At 71.5% G+C, this 17,759-nt stretch carries 12 protein-coding genes and 2 pseudogenes; 9 read left to right on the forward strand and 5 right to left on the reverse strand.

The genetic code is table 11. From position 1 onward, the window contains the following. The first annotated feature begins 78 nt into the window (after window positions 1-78). Both manD and ACWEN3_RS08355 read left to right on the forward strand, forming a co-directional pair. Entirely contained in the window at window positions 79-1,320 is a 1,242-nt protein-coding gene (gene manD, locus ACWEN3_RS08350) for a D-mannonate dehydratase ManD (protein ID WP_452967285.1), read from the forward strand. 523 nt (window positions 1,321-1,843) lie between these two features. Then, window positions 1,844-4,054: a bifunctional glycosyltransferase/CDP-glycerol:glycerophosphate glycerophosphotransferase gene (locus tag ACWEN3_RS08355; protein ID WP_452967256.1), complete on the forward strand. Its 2,211-nt coding sequence runs from the start codon at window positions 1,844-1,846 to the stop codon at window positions 4,052-4,054. A gap of 49 nt (window positions 4,055-4,103) precedes the next feature. On the opposite strand, the gene ACWEN3_RS08360 is transcribed toward ACWEN3_RS08355, so the two are convergent. Then, complete coding sequence (locus ACWEN3_RS08360) at window positions 4,104-5,717, reverse strand: glycosyltransferase family 2 protein (RefSeq protein WP_452967259.1); 1,614 nt, start codon at window positions 5,715-5,717, stop codon at window positions 4,104-4,106. 200 nt (window positions 5,718-5,917) lie between these two features. Between ACWEN3_RS08360 and ACWEN3_RS08365 the strand changes: the two genes are divergently transcribed. Then, window positions 5,918-6,829: a M56 family metallopeptidase gene (locus ACWEN3_RS08365; RefSeq protein WP_452967262.1), complete on the forward strand. Its 912-nt coding sequence runs from the start codon at window positions 5,918-5,920 to the stop codon at window positions 6,827-6,829. Window positions 6,830-6,862: 33 nt separating this feature from the next. Here the strand turns inward: ACWEN3_RS08365 and ACWEN3_RS08370 are convergent, their stop codons facing one another. Then, the gene (locus tag ACWEN3_RS08370) at window positions 6,863-7,243 is read right to left on the reverse strand and encodes a BlaI/MecI/CopY family transcriptional regulator (protein WP_452967265.1); all 381 of its coding nucleotides are present in this window, start codon (window positions 7,241-7,243) and stop codon (window positions 6,863-6,865) included. Between the two features lie 140 nt (window positions 7,244-7,383). Here ACWEN3_RS08370 and ACWEN3_RS08375 point away from each other — a divergent pair, with 140 nt between their 5' ends. From ACWEN3_RS08375 to ACWEN3_RS08385, 3 genes are all read left to right on the forward strand, one after another. Beyond that, complete coding sequence (locus ACWEN3_RS08375; RefSeq protein ID WP_452967267.1) at window positions 7,384-9,867, forward strand: transglycosylase domain-containing protein; 2,484 nt, start codon at window positions 7,384-7,386, stop codon at window positions 9,865-9,867. Between the two features lie 204 nt (window positions 9,868-10,071). Further along, window positions 10,072-10,725: a DedA family protein gene (locus ACWEN3_RS08380; RefSeq protein WP_452967270.1), complete on the forward strand. Its 654-nt coding sequence runs from the start codon at window positions 10,072-10,074 to the stop codon at window positions 10,723-10,725. Window positions 10,726-11,077: 352 nt separating this feature from the next. After that, window positions 11,078-12,178, forward strand: a complete 1,101-nt coding sequence (locus ACWEN3_RS08385) for a metallophosphoesterase family protein (RefSeq protein WP_452967273.1) — start codon at window positions 11,078-11,080, stop codon at window positions 12,176-12,178. Window positions 12,179-12,184: 6 nt separating this feature from the next. Here ACWEN3_RS08385 and ACWEN3_RS08390 read toward each other — a convergent pair whose 3' ends face one another. Continuing rightward, entirely contained in the window at window positions 12,185-12,874 is a 690-nt protein-coding gene (locus ACWEN3_RS08390) for a response regulator (RefSeq protein WP_452967275.1), read from the reverse strand. Further along, window positions 12,874-14,538, reverse strand: a complete 1,665-nt coding sequence (locus tag ACWEN3_RS08395; RefSeq protein WP_452967278.1) for an ATP-binding protein — start codon at window positions 14,536-14,538, stop codon at window positions 12,874-12,876. Before ACWEN3_RS08395 ends, ACWEN3_RS08390 begins: the two co-directional genes overlap by 1 nt. 267 nt (window positions 14,539-14,805) lie before the next feature. Between ACWEN3_RS08395 and ACWEN3_RS08400 the strand changes: the two genes are divergently transcribed. From ACWEN3_RS08400 to ACWEN3_RS08410, 3 genes and pseudogenes are all read left to right on the forward strand, one after another. Then, a complete protein-coding gene (locus ACWEN3_RS08400; protein WP_452967280.1) occupies window positions 14,806-15,666 on the forward strand; it encodes an ABC transporter ATP-binding protein in 861 nt (286 codons plus the stop codon). Continuing rightward, entirely contained in the window at window positions 15,663-16,538 is an 876-nt protein-coding gene (locus ACWEN3_RS08405; protein ID WP_452967283.1) for an ABC transporter permease, read from the forward strand. Before ACWEN3_RS08400 ends, ACWEN3_RS08405 begins: the two co-directional genes overlap by 4 nt. Before the next feature lie 78 nt (window positions 16,539-16,616). After that, window positions 16,617-17,423, forward strand: a pseudogene (locus ACWEN3_RS08410) (ABC transporter substrate-binding protein); the annotation flags it as partial. 239 nt (window positions 17,424-17,662) lie between these two features. On the opposite strand, the pseudogene ACWEN3_RS08415 reads toward ACWEN3_RS08410, so the two are convergent. Further along, window positions 17,663-17,759, reverse strand: a pseudogene (locus ACWEN3_RS08415) (hypothetical protein); the annotation flags it as partial.

The raw sequence follows: 17,759 nt of genomic DNA on the forward strand, positions 1-17,759 counted from the left end.
CCGCGCACGGCGGCCGCGCTCGCCGAAAGGAACCGACCGAACGGACCGACAGAACCGCCGGAAACAGGGGGAACCATCATACAGATCGTGTCCGCCGAGGTGATCGTCACCAGCCCGGGACGGAACTTCGTCACCCTGCGCATCACCACCGAGGACGGTGTCGTCGGCCTCGGCGACGCCACGCTCAACGGCCGTGAGATGGCCGTCCACTCCTACCTGGACAGTCATGTCGTGCCCCTGCTCATCGGGAGCGACGCCTCCCGTATCGAGGACACCTGGCAGCACCTCTACCGGGGGGCGTACTGGCGGCGCGGACCCGTGACCATGGCGGCGATCGCGGCCGTGGACACCGCGCTGTGGGACATCAAGGCCAAGTGCGCGAAGATGCCCCTCTATCAACTCCTCGGCGGCGCGTCCCGCACCGGCGCCCTCGCCTACGGTCACGCCTCCGGCCGCGACGTGCCCGAACTGCTCGACTCCGTACGCGCGCACCTGGAGCAGGGCTACCGCGCCATCCGCGTACAGACCGGGATCCCCGGCTTCGACTCGGTGTACGGCGTGGCCGCTTCGAGCGCCGGCGGGGGAGACCGCTACGACTACGAGCCCGCGCGGCGCACCGGCGGCGACCGGCTCCGGCCCACCGTGGAGACCTGGGACACGCGCGCGTACCTGCGGCACCTGCCCGGCGTCCTCGAGGCCGTCCGGGCGGAGTTCGGCCCGGAACTCCCGTTGCTGCACGACGGGCACCACCGGATGACACCGATCCAGGCCGCCCGGCTGGGCAGGTCGCTGGAGCCGTACGACCTGTTCTGGCTGGAGGACGCCACGCCCGCGGAGGACCAGGAGGCCCTGCGCCTGATCCGGCAGCACACGACGACACCGCTGGCGATCGGCGAGGTGTTCAACTCCGTCTACGACTACACCACGTTGCTGAGCGGGAGGCTGATCGACTACGTGCGCTCCGCGGTGACCCACACCGGCGGCGTCACCGCGATGAGGAAGCTGCTGGACCTGGCGGCCGTCTACGGCGTCAGGTCCGGGATGCACGGCCCCACCGACATCTCCCCCGTGGGCATGGCCGCCGCCCTCCATCTGGACCTGGCCGTGCACAACTTCGGCATCCAGGAGTACATGCGGCACTCCGAGCGGACCCTGGAGGTGTTCCGGACCTCCTACCGCTTCGAGGAGGGACTGCTGCATCCGTCCGACGAGCCGGGTCTCGGCGTCGACCTGGACGTCGAAGCGGCGCGTCACTTCCCCTACCAGCAGGCGTACTTGCCGATCAGCAGGCTGCACGACGGGACCGTGCACGACTGGTGAGGACGCCTGTCGTGACGCGGGTCGGTGGACAACTGCACATACAATAACTGCAGTTGGGGGACCCACGGTCGGCCGGGCTGCCTGCGTGCCCGCGGCCCGGACGCACTCGTACTCCGCGTCCGGCTCGGGCGTGCCCGGCAGCGCACCCAGCGCCGGCCGGGCGCCGGCGGCCCTTGGCGCAGGCCGGCACGGATGACCGCCCTCGGCGTGCCGTGAGCGTGGGCGGTCGCCCTTTCGGGTGGTGTCCTCGCTGGGTTCCGGGCGCGATGACCGTGCTGCCTGGTATCTCCGAGTTGCCTGCCTTTCGCACCGGCTCACGGCCCGCCCGGTAGTACTACACTTTGTAGGATTATTCTGTGCCCGTGACCCGGCCGCGTTGCCGAGCACTGGCGGAACGCCGTCGGTGGATCGGTGCCACCGCCGCCGGCGGTGCCTGCGACCCGCGACGCAAGCCGTCCGGGCGTGGGACCGGCCCCGGTCCGGGCGCACGAGGCACAGACAGCGACCCCTGCCTGGAGGACATGTGGCAACGAATGACAGCCCGGCCACGCACCCGTCCGAGGAGGAGGTGTTCATCAGCGTCGTCCTGCCCGTCTACCAGGTGGAGGACTGCCTGCCGGAATGCCTGGACTCCCTGCTGGGGCCGGAGCAGTCCTTCGGGGGTGTCGAGGTCATCGCCGTGGACGACTGTTCCCCCGACGGCAGCGGTGCCCTGCTCGACGCGTACGCGGCCGGGGACCCCCGGCTGCGGGTGGTGCACCTGCCGGAGAACGTGGGGCTCGGCCGGGCGCGCGTCGAGGGCCTCGCCCTGGCCAAGGGCGACTACGTCTGGTTCGTCGACAGCGACGACCGGCTGACTTCCGGGGCGCTGGCCGCGGTCGCCGAGCGGCTGCGGCGGACCGGTCCCGACGTGCTCCTCGTCGACCATGCCCTGCTCGGCCCCGACGGGCGTGTGGAGCGCAACGTGCGCGCGCATCTCTTCCGGGACGCTCCCGAGACGTTCACCCTCGGGGAGCGGCCCAGCACCCTGGACCTCATCATGACCGCCTGGAGCAGGGTGCTGCGCCGGGAGTTCCTGCTCGGCCTGGACGTGGAGTTCGGGCACGGGTACTACGAGGACATCTCGGTCACCTACCCCACGCTGCTCGCGGCGCGCCGGATCAGCATGCTCGACCGGGTCTGCTACCACTACCGGCGCGGGCGCGAGGGCGCGATCACCAACACCTCCAGCCCGAAGCACTTCGACCTCTTCGGCCAGTACGAGCGCATCTTCGCCTTCATCGACCGCGAGGCCGGGGCCGCCGAGCCGTTCCGCAAGGCGGTCTTCGACCGCACCGTGCGCCACGCGACGACCGTGCTCGCCACCCCCGGCCTGGTGCCGGCGAACATGCGGCGCGACTTCTTCCGACGTACGTCCGAGCACTTCCGGCGGTTCCGGCCGCGCGGCTACGCCTACCCGTCCGGGGTGCGCGGCCTGCAGTACCGGCTGGTGGAGCGGGGGGCCTATCCCGCGAACGCGGCGCTGCAGTCGGTGAACCGGCTGCGGCTCGGGCTTCGCGGCGCCCTCGGCCGCACGCGCGGCGCGGCCCGGCGGGCACCCCGGCTCGCGGCGACGGCTCTGCGGCGGGTCTACTACCGGGCCTGCCTGCGGCTTCCCGCCGACGACACCCTGGCCGTCTACGCCGCCTACTGGAACCGCGGCTACGCCTGCAATCCCGCGGCCATCTTCGAGAAGGCCCGCGAGCTCGCGCCCGGCATCCGCGGAGTGTGGGTGGTCGCCAAGGACAGGACGGCTTCCATCCCGCCGGGGGTCGAGTACGTGGTGGACGGAACCCCCCGCTGCCTGCGCACCATGGCCCGCGCCAAGTACCTGGTCAACAACGTCAACTTCCCGTACGAGCTGCCCAAGCGGCGTGACGCGGTGCTGGTGCAGACCCAGCACGGCACCCCGCTGAAGAAGATGGGCACCGACCTCAGGGACCACCCCGCCGCGGCACGCGGTATGAACTTCGACCGGCTGGTGGAGCAGAGCGGCAGGTGGGACGTCCTGGTCTCGCCGAACCCGCACACCACCGAGGTGTTCACCCGGGTCTACCCCGGCGACTACGAGGTGCTGGAGACGGGCTATCCGCGCGTCGACCGGCTGGTCAACGCCTCGCTCGACCGGGCGAACCAGGTGCGGGGCGAGCTCGGCATCGCGCCCGGGCAGACCGCCGTCCTCTACGCGCCCACCCACCGCGACCACCAGGACGGGACGGCGCCCGTACTGGACGTGCGGCGATTCGCGGATCAGCTCGGCGACGACCATGTCCTGCTGGTGCGCTCGCACTACTTCGACCTCCCGCGGACCGGCTCGTCACGGGGCGTCGTGGACGTCTCGTCCCACCCGTCGATCGAGGACCTGTGCATCGCCGCCGACGTCCTGATCACCGACTACTCCTCCGTGATGTTCGACTACGCCGTCCTGGACCGGCCGATCGTGATCTACGCCCCCGACTGGGAGGCGTACCGGCGCTCACGGGGGGTCTACCTCGACCTCCTCGCCGAGGGGCCCGGCGCGGTCGCCACCACGCAGGACAGGCTCGTCGAGGTGTTCCGCAGCGGCGAGCACACGGGGCCGAGCGCGGTCAAGCGGCTCGCCGGGTTCCGGGACCGCTTCTGCCCCCACGACGACGGGCGCGCGGCCGAGCGCGTCGTGCGCAGCGTGTTCCTGGGCGAGCGGTCCGGGGCGTAGGCCGACCCCGACCGCCGTACATCGGCCCCGAGTTGAGCCCGGTCGCCGGTCAGCGCCGCACGTGACGTGCGAGCCGGCCGGCGACCACGCTGCGCATGCCCACCAGGCCGTCGGCGACGCGCAGGGCGAGACATCCGCTGTTGGTGGCATACGGCTGGAGCAGCAGCACCCGCCCCCGCCCCCCGAGCCGCACCAGTCGCCTGAGTCCCGCCCCGGCGCGCAGCGGCCGTGTGACCGGCTCACCGTCGCGGAAGGCCAGGGTCACCCAGGCGTCCCAGGTGGTGATCGTGCCGTGTTCGCAGAGCACCGCCGCGTCGACGGTGACGAGGGCCCGCCAGCCCTCGCCGCCGGGCGCGGCCTCCCACACCGCCTCGCACCGGTGGACCGCGTCCGTCACCCGGTGCCGGAACTCGACGGTCGCCCGCTCCGGGCCGGCCTGCGCGGTCCTGCCGTAGAGGTCGGTCAGCCGCAGCTCGAGCCGGAGCCGACGGCCTGCGGTCACGTCCGCAGCGACGTAGAACGGCAGCTGCGCGACCGGGGCGTCGGCGAGGCCGTCGAGCACGATCTCGCCCGCTCCGTCCGGGGCGGGAGTCGCCTCGTCCCACAGCGGCCGCCGCACGTCACCGGCGTACGGGGGCGCCAGCCGCGGCGGGTCGGCCGCCAGCTCGGCCAGCCGGCGAAGGCCCGCGGCCTCCCGCTCGCGCCCGAGCAGCACCGCGGTGCGCCAGCGCGCCGCGGGTGTGGCCCGGAGCACGGCCTCCTCTTCGAAGGCGCGCACATGCTCGCGGGTGATCTGCCACCACAGGTCCTGGTACTCGGGCGCACGCCGAGGCAGCTCGCCCAGGTAGACGGGGAGATCGAACTCGAGGAACTTGGTCTGCGCGGCGATCAGCAGATCCCGGTCGCCGCTCGCCCGCATGATCTCCAGCACCTGCTGATGGGCGGCGACCCGGTCCTGCCAGTTCTGGATCCGGTCCCGGCGCAGCGAGATCGAGGCCTGCCCGGCGCCGTAGCGCACATGCCAGACATAGACGGTCTCGGGGGTGACGGCGAGACGCGGACGGGCCGCGTAGACCCGCGCGGTGAAGACGAAGTCCTCGTAGTGCGCCGCGCCGTCCGGGAAACGGATCCGCCGGGAGAGCAGGAAGTCCCGGCGGTAGATCTTGTTCACCGACAGCGTGTCCCACAGCGTCGCCGGGCGCGCGGCCACCCCGTCGTGCACCGACTCGGTCGTGAACAGCTGCTCCTGCCAGCGGATCTCACGTCCGCCGGGCAGCTCGCGCCGTACGCACAGGCCCGCCGCCACATCGGCGTCGTGCCGCCGTGCGACGGCGAGCAGCGCGTCCACGGCCTTCGGCGGAAGCACGTCGTCGCTGTCGAGGAAGACGAGCCAGGGGGAGCGGGCCGCGTCGATCCCGTCGTTGCGCGGGGTTCCGCAGCCCCCGCTGTTGTCCGCACGACGTACGACGCGCACCCGGGGGTCGGCGGCCGCGAGCTCAGCCAGCAGCTGGGGTGTGCCGTCGGTGGAAGCGTCGTCGACGACCACGACCTCGCCGACCGCGTCGCCCTGCGCGAGGGCCGAGTCGACCGCCTCCGCGACTCGCTCCGCGTCGTTGTAGGTGATGACCACCACCGTCACCACGCCCTCGTTCACGCTGGACACCTCCGCTCCCACGCCGGGCCCTGCGCTCCACGGCGTACAGGGGGCTCCTACATTATGTGAGACCGAGGTGGGCGGTCCCGCAGCCACGGACCGGCGGACGGCATCGACAGGAACTAACTAGGGTCTTACCTCACGCACGTCGAACAAATGACTGGCCGTGCTCTACTGGTCGACTGGAACTGAAGCCGACCGGAGCCGCTGTGCACATCACCGTCTACCTGCTTCTTCTGGCCTCGGTCGCCCTGGCCCTGCTCGGTCCGCAGCTGGGACGCCGACTGGCCCCCGCTGCCGCGGTGCGCGCCCTCACCCTGCTGAGCCTCGTCGCGACGGCCGCCACGGTGTGGGGTCTGACCGCCGTGACGGTGGGCGGACTGGGGCGCACCGACGTCTTCCAGGACCAGGCCCACAGCAGCCCGATCGCCCTGGCCAACGACGATCCGGTTCCCAACGTGCTGGGGGTAGTGGCGGCCGGGCTGCTGGCGGTCGCGCTGCTGCGGACCCTCAGGGTGATATGGCGCCGATGGTCGACGTTGCGCGCGCTCGCCCCGCTGAGGACGCGGCCGGCGGCCGGCGACCTGGTCGTGGTCGAGACGGACGAGCCGGACGCCTACGCGCTGCCCGGACGATCGAAGCGGGTCGTGGTGACCACCGGGATGCTGCGCGCCCTGCCCGCCGACGAACAGGCCGTGCTGCTCGCCCACGAGCGGGCCCATCTGCTCCACCGGCACCATCTCTACGCCGTGGTCGCCGAGACCGCCGCCGCCTGCAATCCGCTGCTGCGGCCGGTCCGAGACCTCATCGCCTTCCACATCGAACGCTGGGCGGACGAGGAGGCGGCGCAGACGACCGGCAGCCGCCCGCTCGCCGCCCGTTCCCTGGCCCGCGCCGCGCTCGCGATCGCCGACGCCACCCGGACACGCGCGCCGCAAGGCGTCCTGGCCTACCTGCGGCACAAGGTCACCGCGCGCGTCGGCGCCCTGCAGGCCGACCGCCCGACCAGCCACTGGGCCGCGGCCCTGCCCACCCTGGCGGTCACCGCCCTGACCAGCGTGGCCTTCGCGGAGGTCACCTCGGACCTGGCCCGTTGCGTGCATGTTCTCCATCTGTTCTGAAGCCGGGCGGGGCGCAACGCCGGGCGGGTCGCGTCACTCGGGCGGGCCGAGCAGGGCGCGCAGCGCGGCCTCGTCCGCGGGGTCCAGGGTCTCGATGAAGCGCTGCAGCACGGCGGTGCGGTCGTGACCGCGGTCCAGGGCGGTCTTCATCTGCTCGGCGGACGCCTCGGCCGCCTCCTTGCGCGGGTGATAGGCGTGGGCCCGGCCGATGCGCTCGCGTTCCAGCATCCCCTTGACGTGCAGTCGCCCCAGCACGGTGAGGACGGTCTTGTAGGCGAGTCCCGGGGCGAGGACGGCCTGGACGGCCCCGGCGGTCATCGGCTCTCCGGCACCCCAGAGCACGGCCATGATCTCGGCCTCCAAAGCCCCGCTCGCCCGGCGGTCGGCGTGCTCGCCACCGCTGTCGTGAGCCATGCACCCCTCCTGTGCCTGCCGTACACGCGCCACGACGATCCTACGCGCCGTGGAGTTTTGCCCAGAGGCGGTGACCGGCGAGGTCCGGGAACTGGTTAGTCTTACGATTCGTAGGAGATGAGAGTTCAGGAGTGGCGAACATGAGCGGACACCGGCGCAGGCCGTCCGAGAGGACGGGGCCGTCCGGCCCGGACGACTCGCGGTACGGCGCAGGGCCCGCCCAGCCCGGTACCGGACGAGCGGCACGCCGCAGGGCGGACGACCGGCGCGCGAACGCCGGGCGCGGCGGCCGGCGCGGCCTCATCGACTACCCGCGCTCGGACAAGCGCGGCCTTCGGCGGTGGCTGCCCTCGTGGAAGCACGTGCTCGGCACCTTCGTGCTGCTCTTCGGCGGCCTGCTGAGCCTGTTCGGCTACGCCTACGCCACCACGACGGTGCCGAGCGCCAATCCCAGCACCCAGCAGCAGAGCAACACCTACTACTGGTCCGACGGCTCGGTGATGGCCACGCAGGGGTCGACCAACCGGCAGAACGTCGACCTCGCCCAGGTTCCGAAGCTGGTGCAGTGGGACTTCCTCGCCGCGGAGAACGCCACCTTCTACACCGATCCGGGCGTCGACACGCAGGGCATGCTGCGCGCCGTCTACCACATGGCCACGGGCGGTGAGGTGCAGTCCGGGTCCACCATCACCCAGCAGTTCGTGAAGAACACGTACCTCGACCAGAACCAGTCGGTCACCCGCAAGTTCAGGGAGATCCTGATCTCCCTGAAGATCGGTGGCCAGATGTCGAAGCAGCAGATCCTGCAGGGCTACCTCAACAGCTGCTACTACGGGCGCGGCGCCTACGGCATCGAGGCGGCGGCGAACACCTACTACCACGTGCACGCCTCCCAGCTGTCCGTCAGCCAGGGCGCGTTCCTCGCGGCCACGGTCAACGAGCCGAGCGTGATGATGCTCGCCGACACCGACCCGCAGGCCAAGGCCCAGGCCACCGCCCGCTGGAAGTACGTGCTGAACCGCATGGCCACCATCCACCAGATCAGCCCGGCCCAGGAGCAGCAGTACCTCGCCGCGGGCTTCCCCACCCCGAGGTCCTACACGCCGTCGGCGGGGATGTCCGGGCAGACCGGCTACCTGGTGCAGGCCGCGGAGAAGTACGCCGAGGCCCGCTCGTCCCTCACCGACCAGCAACTCGGTCACGGCGGCTACCAGATCTACACCACCTTCGACAAGAAGAAGGTGAACGCGCTGTCGGCGTCCGTCGCGGCGATGCAGAAGAAGCACCTCGACCCGAAGCACCGCTCGGCCGACAAGGACGTCCAGGTCGGCGCGGCATCGATCGATCCGTCGACCGGCGCGGTCATGGCGCTGTACGGCGGAGCGGGCTGGAACAAGGGTCACTGGACCGACAACGCGGACGCCACCGGTGTGCCGGTCGGCTCCACCTTCAAGCCCCTCGACCTGGCCGCGGCTCTCGACCACGGCGCCATGCTCTCCCCGGGCCAGCCGTACTCGCAGATCACCCCGGACTCCAAGTTCAACGGTGACGACGGCCTCACCATCAAGAACCAGCAGGGCCAGGAGGTGCCGGACCCCGGCGACCCCACGGGGCTCCTGCACCAGCACAACGACGTGACCACGAAGTGGGGTTACATCACCCTGCGCAAGGCCATGGAGCAGTCCGTCAACACCCCCTACGTCCAGCTCGGCGAGTACGTCGGCTACGGCAACGTGGAGAACGAGGCCCTCAAGGCGGGTCTGCTGCGCAAGAGCCTGCAGTACGACACACCCGGCTTCTACATCGGCACCTCCACCCCCTCGGCGATCCGCATGGCCGACGCGTACGCCACCTTCGACGACGGCGGCGTCCAGCACGAGCCGTACTCGGTGACCAAGGTAATCGCCGACGGCCGGCAGCTGCCCGGCTTCGACAAGCCCCAGGGCGTCACGGCCATGCCCACCTCGACCGCCGACACCGTCACCGACGTCCTGCAGGGCGTCGTCAAGAGCGGCACGGGCACCAACGCCCAGGCCCTGGGCCGGCCGGTCGCCGGCAAGACCGGCACCACCGACGACTACAAGTCCGCCTGGTTCATCGGCTACACCCCGCAACTGGTCACGTCCGTGACCATGTTCAAGGAGGACCCGAAGAACGCCGGCCTGCAGTCCATGCAGGGCGTCGGCGGCTACTCCAAGGTCTTCGGTGCCGACATGCCCACCGAAGTGTGGACCGGCTACATGACCGCCGCCCTCCAGGGCCAGGCCGTCCAGCAGTTCCCGCCCGCACCGCAACTGGGCCAGGGCACCGACGAGTTCGGCGCCCCGTCGCCCACCCCCTCCGCCACCGCGAGCAGCCCCTCGGCGGCCACCACCCCACCGGCCTCGCCGAGCCCCTCCGACAGCGGCTGCCACGGCTGGAAGAAGCACTGCGTCACCCCCAGCCCGACGGACACCTCCGGCGCCACCGCCGGCGCAACGGGCGGCGGGACCGACGGCACCACTGGCGGCGGCGGTCTGCTCGGCGGAACCACCGGCGGCGGCACCGGCGGCACCGGCGGCACCACGGGCGGCGCCTCGCCCACGACGTCGCCCAGCTTCCCCCACCACGGCCGGCACCCCTAGCGCGGCGGGCACGCCCGGAGCCGGACCGGCTTGCGGGGTCGCCGGGAGTCGTATGTACTACATGTTGTAGTAATTAGGGGGCGTCCTGGCGCACGTGATGCGGGGACGCGCTCCGAGCCCGTCGCTGCGACTGCGGACGCAGCGGCGAGCCGGCGACATCTGGAGAGGGAGTGCAGGGGTGCGCGCAGGGGGGAGGGGCCGTCGATGGCGACCGGTCCCATGATCGTCGCGGGGGCACTGGACCCGCACACGATGCTCGCGAGGTTCGGCGCCTGGGCCGTGCTGGCCGTGGTCTTCGCCGAGACCGGGCTCCCCGCTCTCGGCGTCTTCCTGCCCGGGGACGCGCTGCTCCTGCCGGCCGGGCTGGCCTGCTCACTGACCGCGTCCGGCGGGAGCCACCTGTCGCTGACGTCCGTGCTGGTGAGCGCGGGCCTGGGGTCGGTGGCCGGCGCGCAGACCGGGTTCTGGCTCGGCCGGCGCGGCGGCAGGGCGATGCGGCTGCGCGGCCCCGAGGGGCGGGCCCGCACCCATATGCGGCGGGCCGAGGCGCTGTTCGCTCGGTACGGGCCCCGGCGGGCGGTGGTCCTGGGGCGGTTCGTGCCGGTGGTACGCACCCTGGTCCACCCGGCTGCCGGGCTGCTGGACATGCCGGCTGCCTCCTTCACCCTGTGGCAGGCGGTGGCCGGATTCGCCTGGTCGCAGTCGATGGTGCTCACCGGATACGCCCTCGGGGAGAGCGGCCGGCGGGGAACGGCGTACCTGGTCCCCGGCATCGCCGCGGTGGTCGCCGTCGGGCTGCTGCCCCCTGCCGTCGAGTGGATCCGCGGCCGGCGGGCGGGCCGTCGCCCGGTCGCGTAGGCCGCCTTGAGCGGTGGGCGACGTGTTCCTTCGCGTGGCCTTCCGCGCGGGAGGCGGACGGTCGGGGCCGGGGGAGAGGGCTTAGCCGGCGCCGGTCGTAGCCGCTGATCAGCGAGCCCGGCGCTCCGGTACGGCGAACACCGCCCGCGCGGCGGACCACGGGCCGTACTCCGACGGCACATCCGGCCAGGGCCGCGCCGCGCGCGCCATGGCCCGGAGAGCGTGCCGGCGTCGAACGGTCACCTTCCCCACGGCCGCAGTTCGCCCTCCGGCCGGGTGGCGTGCGCCGATGGCCACGATCATGGCGCCCCGTCCGCTCCGATCGGACGGGGCGGGGAAGGAGCCTGCTGGAATGAGACGTCGCACCCTCGCGGCCGTGGCCGCGACCGGCGCCCTGCTGCTCACCGCCACCGCCGCGACGGCCGAGAGCGTCCACAACCCCTGGCCGTACCAGCCCACTTCGGACCGGACGGCGGTCCTCGCGGCGGTCGGCGACATCGCGTGCGAGCCCGACGGGGACGACGGCGGAGTCGACCACAAGTACCTGTGCGACGACACCCGGCAGAACGCCCAGACGCTCACGGCCGACCAGGTCGAGAACATGCAGCCCGATCTGGTGGCCCTGCTGGGCGACGAGCAGTACCAGGTGGGCCGCTACAACGACTTCATGGGTTCCTTCGACCGGACCTACGGCGCGTTCAAGTACCTTCAGCGCCCGGCGCCCGGCAACCACGAGTTCTACGACTACAAGGACGGGGAGAAGGGAGTCGGCGGCTCCGGCTACTACTCGTACTACAACGGCCGCAGCCTGGACTCCGCCGGCAGCCCGCTCACCGACGCCCAGGGCCAGCCCGTGCCCCGCGCACACGGCCAGGCGGGCACCTCCGGCCAGGGCTGGTACTCCTACGACCTCGGCGCCTGGCACATCATCTCGCTCAACGCCGAGTGCGCCGTACAGACCGGCGGTTGCTCCCAGGACGGCGCCTGGGTGAAGCAGCAGGCGGCCTGGCTGAGCGACGACCTCGCCACCGACCACGCCCCGTGCACCCTGGCCTACTGGCACCAGCCGGCGTTCAGCGCCGCCGCCTCCTCCTCGAACGAGGGGAAGATGTCGCAGGCCGTGTGGTGGCCGCTGCTGTACAAGGCCGGTGTCGACGTCGTGCTCAACGGGCACGAGCACCTCTACGCCCGGTTCGCGCCGCAGAACCCGCAGGGCCAGGCGGATGCGCACAAGGGCATCACCGAGTTCGTCATCGGCACCGGCGGCGAGGGACTGGACTCCCTGGCCCCCGCCGACAAGTCGCCCAACCGTGTCACCGGCAACGACACCTCCTACGGCGTCAGCCGCTTCACCCTGAAGCCGGCGGGCTACTCGTGGAGTTACCAGGCCGCCAACGGCACCGGCTACACCGACTCCGGCAGCGCCCGCTGCCACGGGCCCGCGGACCGCTGACGAGGTTCAGCGCCCGATGCGGTACAGGTGTTCGGGGCGGCCGGTGGTGCCGTAGCGCAGTTCCAGGCGGACCGTGCCCTCCTTGACGAGGTAGGACAGGTACCGCTGGGCCGTGGCGCGGGAGACACCGGTCGCCTCGGCGGCCTCGGCGGCCGACAGGGCGGTGGGGGCCGTGCGCAGGGCCTGGTGGATCGCGCTGAGGGTGGGCGCCGAGTGGCCCTTGGCCGGGATCCGGGGCACGGCGGGCGGCCGGGCGGCGCTGAACAGGGCGTCCACATCGGCCTGGTCGGCCGTGGTCGTCCGGCTCAGCGCGTCCACGCGGTCACGGAGCTGGCGATAGGAGGTGAGCCGTTCGGCGAGGTCGGCCGAGCCGAACGGCTTCACCAGGTAGCCGATGGCGCCGAGTTTCATCGCGGCCCGCACCGAGGTGATGTCGTGGTCGGCGGTGATCATGAGGACGTCGGGGCGGGCGTCGCCCTGGTCCTGGCTGAGCCGGCGCAGGACGTCGATCCCGCTGCCGTCGGGCAGGAAGACGTCGAGCAGCAGCAGGTCCGGCCGCAGGGTGCGTACCGCCGCCAGAGCCTCGGCCACCGACGCGGCCTCGCCGGCCACCTCGAAGCCCGGCACCCGGTGCACGTAGTCGCTGTGGATCTGGCTGACCCGGAAGTCGTCGTCCACCACCAGGGTTCTTATCATCAGCCCTCACCTCCCATGGGCGACGCCGTCGTGAACAGGGCGCCCCGCGGTGCCGGTGCCGTGTCCGGCAGCGGCAGTACGACCGTGAAGACCGCGCCCGTGCCCTCGCCGACCGTGATGGTGCCGCCGTGCCGCTGCACCAGCCGGTGCACCAGGGCCAGCCCCAGGCCACGGCGCGCGGTGCCCCGCTCCGGGCGGGTTGACCAGCCGTCCTCGAAGATCGACTGGGAGGCGCCCGGGGCGACGCCCGGACCATTGTCCGCCACCCGTACGACGATCGAGTCGTCGCCCTCGGTCAGCGTCAGCCGGACCCGGCGTCCGCCCTCCGCGGGCGGCGCCTCGGCCGTCGCGTCGATCGCGTTGTCGAGCAGGTTGCCGACGATGGTCAGCAGCCGCCGCAGGTGCGGCGGTTCCGCACCGAGCGCGGAGTCGTCGGTGAGGAGAATCCGCACTCCCCGTTCGGCGGCCACCGTGGTCTTCGCCACGATGAGCCCGACCATCAGCTGGTTCCCGATGTGCCGGCGCACGGCCTCGGTCAGCGCCTGCCCGGAGCGGGCCGTGTCGATGGCGTACTCGTACGCGGACCGGTGCTCGCCGATGTCCAGCAGCCCGGCCAGGGTGTGCATCCGGTTGGTGAACTCGTGCTGCTGGGCCCGCAGGGCGTCGGTCAGGCCGCGCACGGAGTCCAGCTCGCGCAGCAGGCCGACCAGCTCCGTGCGGTCGCGCACGGTGACGACGGCGCCCAGTTCATGGCCGTGCAGGGTGACCGGCATGCGGTTGACGGCGAGACAGTGGTCGTCGGTCAGGACGCTGACGTCGGTGCCCGTCAGGGTGCCGTCCAGCGCCCGGCGCAGCCGTCCGTCGGGCAGCACCTCCTCCAGCCGGCTGCCGAGCGCGGTCCCCAGGCCGAGCAGCCGCCGGGCCTCGTCGTTCACGACCGTGATCCGTCCGTCGGGGGCGAACGCGACCACACCCTCCCGGATGCCGTGCAGCATCGCCTCACGGTCCTGCAGCAGGCCGGCGATCTCCTCCAGCTCCAGGCCGAACGTGGTCCGCTTCAGGCGCCGGGCCAGCAGATAGGCGGCCGCCGCGCCGATCGCGGTGGCGATCGTGGCGTACAGCCCGAAGGTGGGCAGCTCGCGCCACAGCTCCCCGAGCACGTCGTGTTCCGGGATGCCCACGGACACCTCCCCGACCAGCGCGCCGGAGGGCCCGTAGAGAGGAGCCTTGCCGTTGGCGGACCGGCCGGTCGCGCCGTGGTCGGTGCCGACGTGCGGTTGGCCGTCCCGCACCACGATCGGCTCGTCCACCGGCTCGCCGACCAGCTCGGGAATGGGGTGCGAGCGCCGCACGCCGCTCAGGTCGATCACGACCACGTACGACGCCCCGGACGACCGGCGCATCCGTTCGGCGACCGTCTGCACCACGCTCCCGCCGCCCCCGCGCGCCATGGCCTGCTGGATCTGCGGATCCGCGGCCGTGGTCTGCGCGATCGCCAGGGCCCGCTGCTCGTAGGAGCGGTCGAGTTCGGCCCGCTGCGCGAAGGCGAACAGGACGAAACCGATCAGACCGGTGAGCGCGAGGATGGCCAGCTGGTTCGCGAGGATCCGCGTGGACAGCCTCCGATTGCCACCGCGGCCGGTCCGGAAACGGATGCGTATCACGAGTGCCTCTTGGTGCCGGTGTGTGTCGTGCCGGGCCGGCTCGTGCACGTGCCCGGGTGGCGCGATTGTGCCGGACGGACCGGATGCTGCCCACCCCCGCCCCCATGAGCAGAACGAGCAGAAGTGCACTTTACGCAACTATCGCGAGATAGCTCGGAAACAGCGACGTCACACGCGGCTGCCTCTAGCGTCTGCCTTCCTCGGCCTGCGAGGAACTCCCCGAGGAATTCCCGAGGAACTCCGTAAGAAGGAAGGAAACGGCCCCACATGGCTTCGCGAAACGATGTCGCGACGAGCCCGGGCGCCGGTGCGGCGGACCATGCGGACGCGCGCATCGAGATCTCCGGACTCACCAAGCGATTCCTGACCCCTGCCGGTGAGGTGTTCACGGCGCTGCAAGGCGTTTCGTTCACCGTGGAGCCGGGCCAGTTCTGCGCCGTGGTGGGTCCCACCGGCTGCGGCAAGTCGACGACCCTGAGCATGGTTTCCGGGCTCGACCGGCCCAGCGAGGGCTCGGTCAAGGTCGGCGGCCGCGAGGTGGACGGCATCACCGACGGCGTCAGCTTCATGTTCCAGTCCGACGCCCTGCTGCCCTGGAAGACCGTCCTCGGCAACGTCCTCATGGGTCCCGTCTTCCGCGGGGTGCCCAAGCAGCGGGCGCAGGCGTCGGCGCGGGACTGGCTGCGCCGGGTCGGCCTCGCCGGCTTCGAGGACCGCTACCCCCACCAGCTCTCCGGTGGCATGCGCAAGCGTGTGGCGATGGCCGCGGCCCTCATCAACGAACCCAAGATCCTGATCATGGACGAGCCGTTCGGCGCCCTGGACGTGCAGACCAAGGCGATCATGTCGACCGAGCTGCTGACCCTGTGGGAGCAGATCCGCCCGTCCGTCATCTTCATCACCCACGACCTGGACGAGGCGGTGGCGCTCGCCGACCGGGTGGTCGTGATGACGTCCGGCCCCGGCTCGGTCAAGGCGGTCTTCGACATCGACCTGCCCCGCCCGCGCGGCTCGGTCCAGGAGATCCGCTTCCAGCCCCGTTTCATCGAACTCCAGCACCAGATCTGGGACACGCTGCGCGAAGAGGTGGAGCGTGCCTACGCGCGCACCGCGGGAGGCACGGAATGAGCACATCGACGGTTTCCACCACCTCCGCCGCCGACGACGGCAAGAGCCCGGCCGCGACCGCGGCCCAGCGCGCCGCCCGGGGGCGCGTCGCCCGGGTGTGGGCCGGCCGTATCGGCCTCGCGGTCTTCGTGATCGGCGGCTGGCAGGCCTTCACCGCCTGGGGCATCGTCGACCCGTTCTTCTTCGGCCAGCCGTCGGGCATCTGGACGCGGCTCGTCGACCTCTTCCAGCACGGCACCGAGTTCGGCTCCTTCTACGACAACATCTGGACCACCATCCAGGAAGCGCTCGTCGGCTTCGTCGTGGGCTCCCTCACCGGTGTCGTCTTCGGTGTCGCGCTCGGGCAGAGCCGCTACCTCTCCGACGTGCTCGGTCCCTACATCAAGATGGTCAACGCGATCCCGCGCATCGTCCTCGGCTCGATCTTCATCGTGGCCTTCGGCATCGGCGTGACCCCGAAGATCCTGCTCGCCGCGGTGCTGGTGTTCTTCATCGTCTTCTTCAACGCCTTCCAGGGCGTCCGCGAGGTCGACCGCAACGTCCTGGCCAACGTCAGGGTGCTCGGCGCCTCCCAGACGCAGATCATCCGGCACGTCGTGGTGCCCTCCGCGCTGACCTGGATCATCGCCAGCCTGCACAGCGCCTTCGGCTTCGCCATCGTCGGCGCGCTCGTCGGCGAGGTCCTCGGCGCGCAGAGCGGACTCGGCCTGGTCATCAAGACCGCGCAGAACAACTTCGACCCCAACGGCGTGTTCGCCACGATGCTCGTCATCGCGGTGATCGTGCTCGGCGCGGAGTGGCTGATCGGCAAGCTCGAACACCGGCTGCTCGCCTGGCGTCCGCCGGCCCCCACCGAGACGAACGTCCTCTGAGTCCCGTGCCCTCCTGACCGGGCACCTTCTTCTCCCATCCCCCGCGTCCCCGCACTCCCGAAAGGTGTATGCCTCGCCATGCTCAAGAGAACCCTCACCGCGTCGATCGTCACCGTCCTCGCCCTCGGCGCCGCGAGCGCGTGTTCCAGCAACTCCGGCAGCTCCGGGTCGTCCGGCTCCGGCGGCACCCCGACCGTCAAGCTCATGGTGGGCGGCATCGACAAGCAGATCTACCTGCCCTACGAGCTCGCCCAGAACCTCGGCTTCTACCAGAAGTACGGCGTCAAGGTGGAGCTGAGCACCGAGCAGAACGGCGGTGTCGGCGCCGAGGAGGCCATGGCCTCGGGGCAGGTGGACATGGCCGGCGCCTGGTACAACCACACGATCGAGTTCCAGTCGAAGGGCAAGGCGGTCGAGGACGTCGTCCAGCTGTCCGGCGCGCCGGGCGAGCGGGAGATGTGCACCAAGAAGAGCGGCGTGACGTCGGCCGCCGACTTCAAGGGCAAGACGCTCGGCGTCACCGACCTGGGCTCGGGCACCGACACCCTCACCCAGTTCATGGCAGCGAAGAAGGGCGTCAAGACCAGCCAGTTCCACCGGCTCGCGGTCGGCGCCGGTTCCACCGCCGTGGCCGCGCTGCAGAACGGCAAGGCCGACTGCGTCATGACGACGCAGCCCACGGTCGCCGCCATCGAGAAGAAGGGCGTCGGCACCTCCGCCATCGACCTGGCCACCACCGGCGGCGCCCAGGCGGCGCTGGGCGGCGCGTTCCCGGCCGCCAGCGTCCTCGCCCGCACCGACTGGGTGAACTCGCACAAGGACGCGGTCCAGAAGGTCGTCGACGCGCTCGTGGCCACCATGCACTGGATCCACGACCACAGCGCGGCCGACATCGCGAACAAGCTGCCGTCGTCGTACGTGCAGAACCAGCTGGTCACCAAGGCCGACTACATCACCGCCCTGAACCAGGACAAGGGCCAGTTCCTGCCGGACGGCATCATGCCGGCGGGCGGCCCGAAGACCTCGCTGGCCACCGAGCAGCTGGTCGGGACCGTGACCTCGTCGGTGGACCTCGGCAAGACGTTCACCAACGACTTCGCCATCGCGGCCAACAGCGCGGTCACGTCTGCGCTGGGCCAGCTCGACGGCGTCCAGGGTCTCGGTCAGCGAGCCGATCTGGTTGACCTTGACCAGCAGGGCGTTGGCCGCGCCGTCCTCGAT

It is taken from the genome of Streptomyces sp. NPDC004561 (assembly GCF_053602155.1).

What these genes read in the sequence shown, in the direction of transcription:
- ACWEN3_RS08405 (WP_452967283.1), top strand. Translation starts at nt 15,663, where the DNA reads ATGAGCACATCGACGGTTTCCACCACCTCCGCCGCCGACGACGGCAAG.
- ACWEN3_RS08380 (WP_452967270.1), top strand. Translation starts at nt 10,072, where the DNA reads ATGGCGACCGGTCCCATGATCGTCGCGGGGGCACTGGACCCGCACACG.
- ACWEN3_RS08390 (WP_452967275.1), bottom strand. Translation starts at nt 12,874, where the DNA reads ATGATAAGAACCCTGGTGGTGGACGACGACTTCCGGGTCAGCCAGATC.
- ACWEN3_RS08400 (WP_452967280.1), top strand. Translation starts at nt 14,806, where the DNA reads ATGGCTTCGCGAAACGATGTCGCGACGAGCCCGGGCGCCGGTGCGGCG.
- ACWEN3_RS08385 (WP_452967273.1), top strand. Translation starts at nt 11,078, where the DNA reads ATGAGACGTCGCACCCTCGCGGCCGTGGCCGCGACCGGCGCCCTGCTG.
- ACWEN3_RS08370 (WP_452967265.1), bottom strand. Translation starts at nt 7,243, where the DNA reads ATGGCTCACGACAGCGGTGGCGAGCACGCCGACCGCCGGGCGAGCGGG.
- ACWEN3_RS08375 (WP_452967267.1), top strand. Translation starts at nt 7,384, where the DNA reads ATGAGCGGACACCGGCGCAGGCCGTCCGAGAGGACGGGGCCGTCCGGC.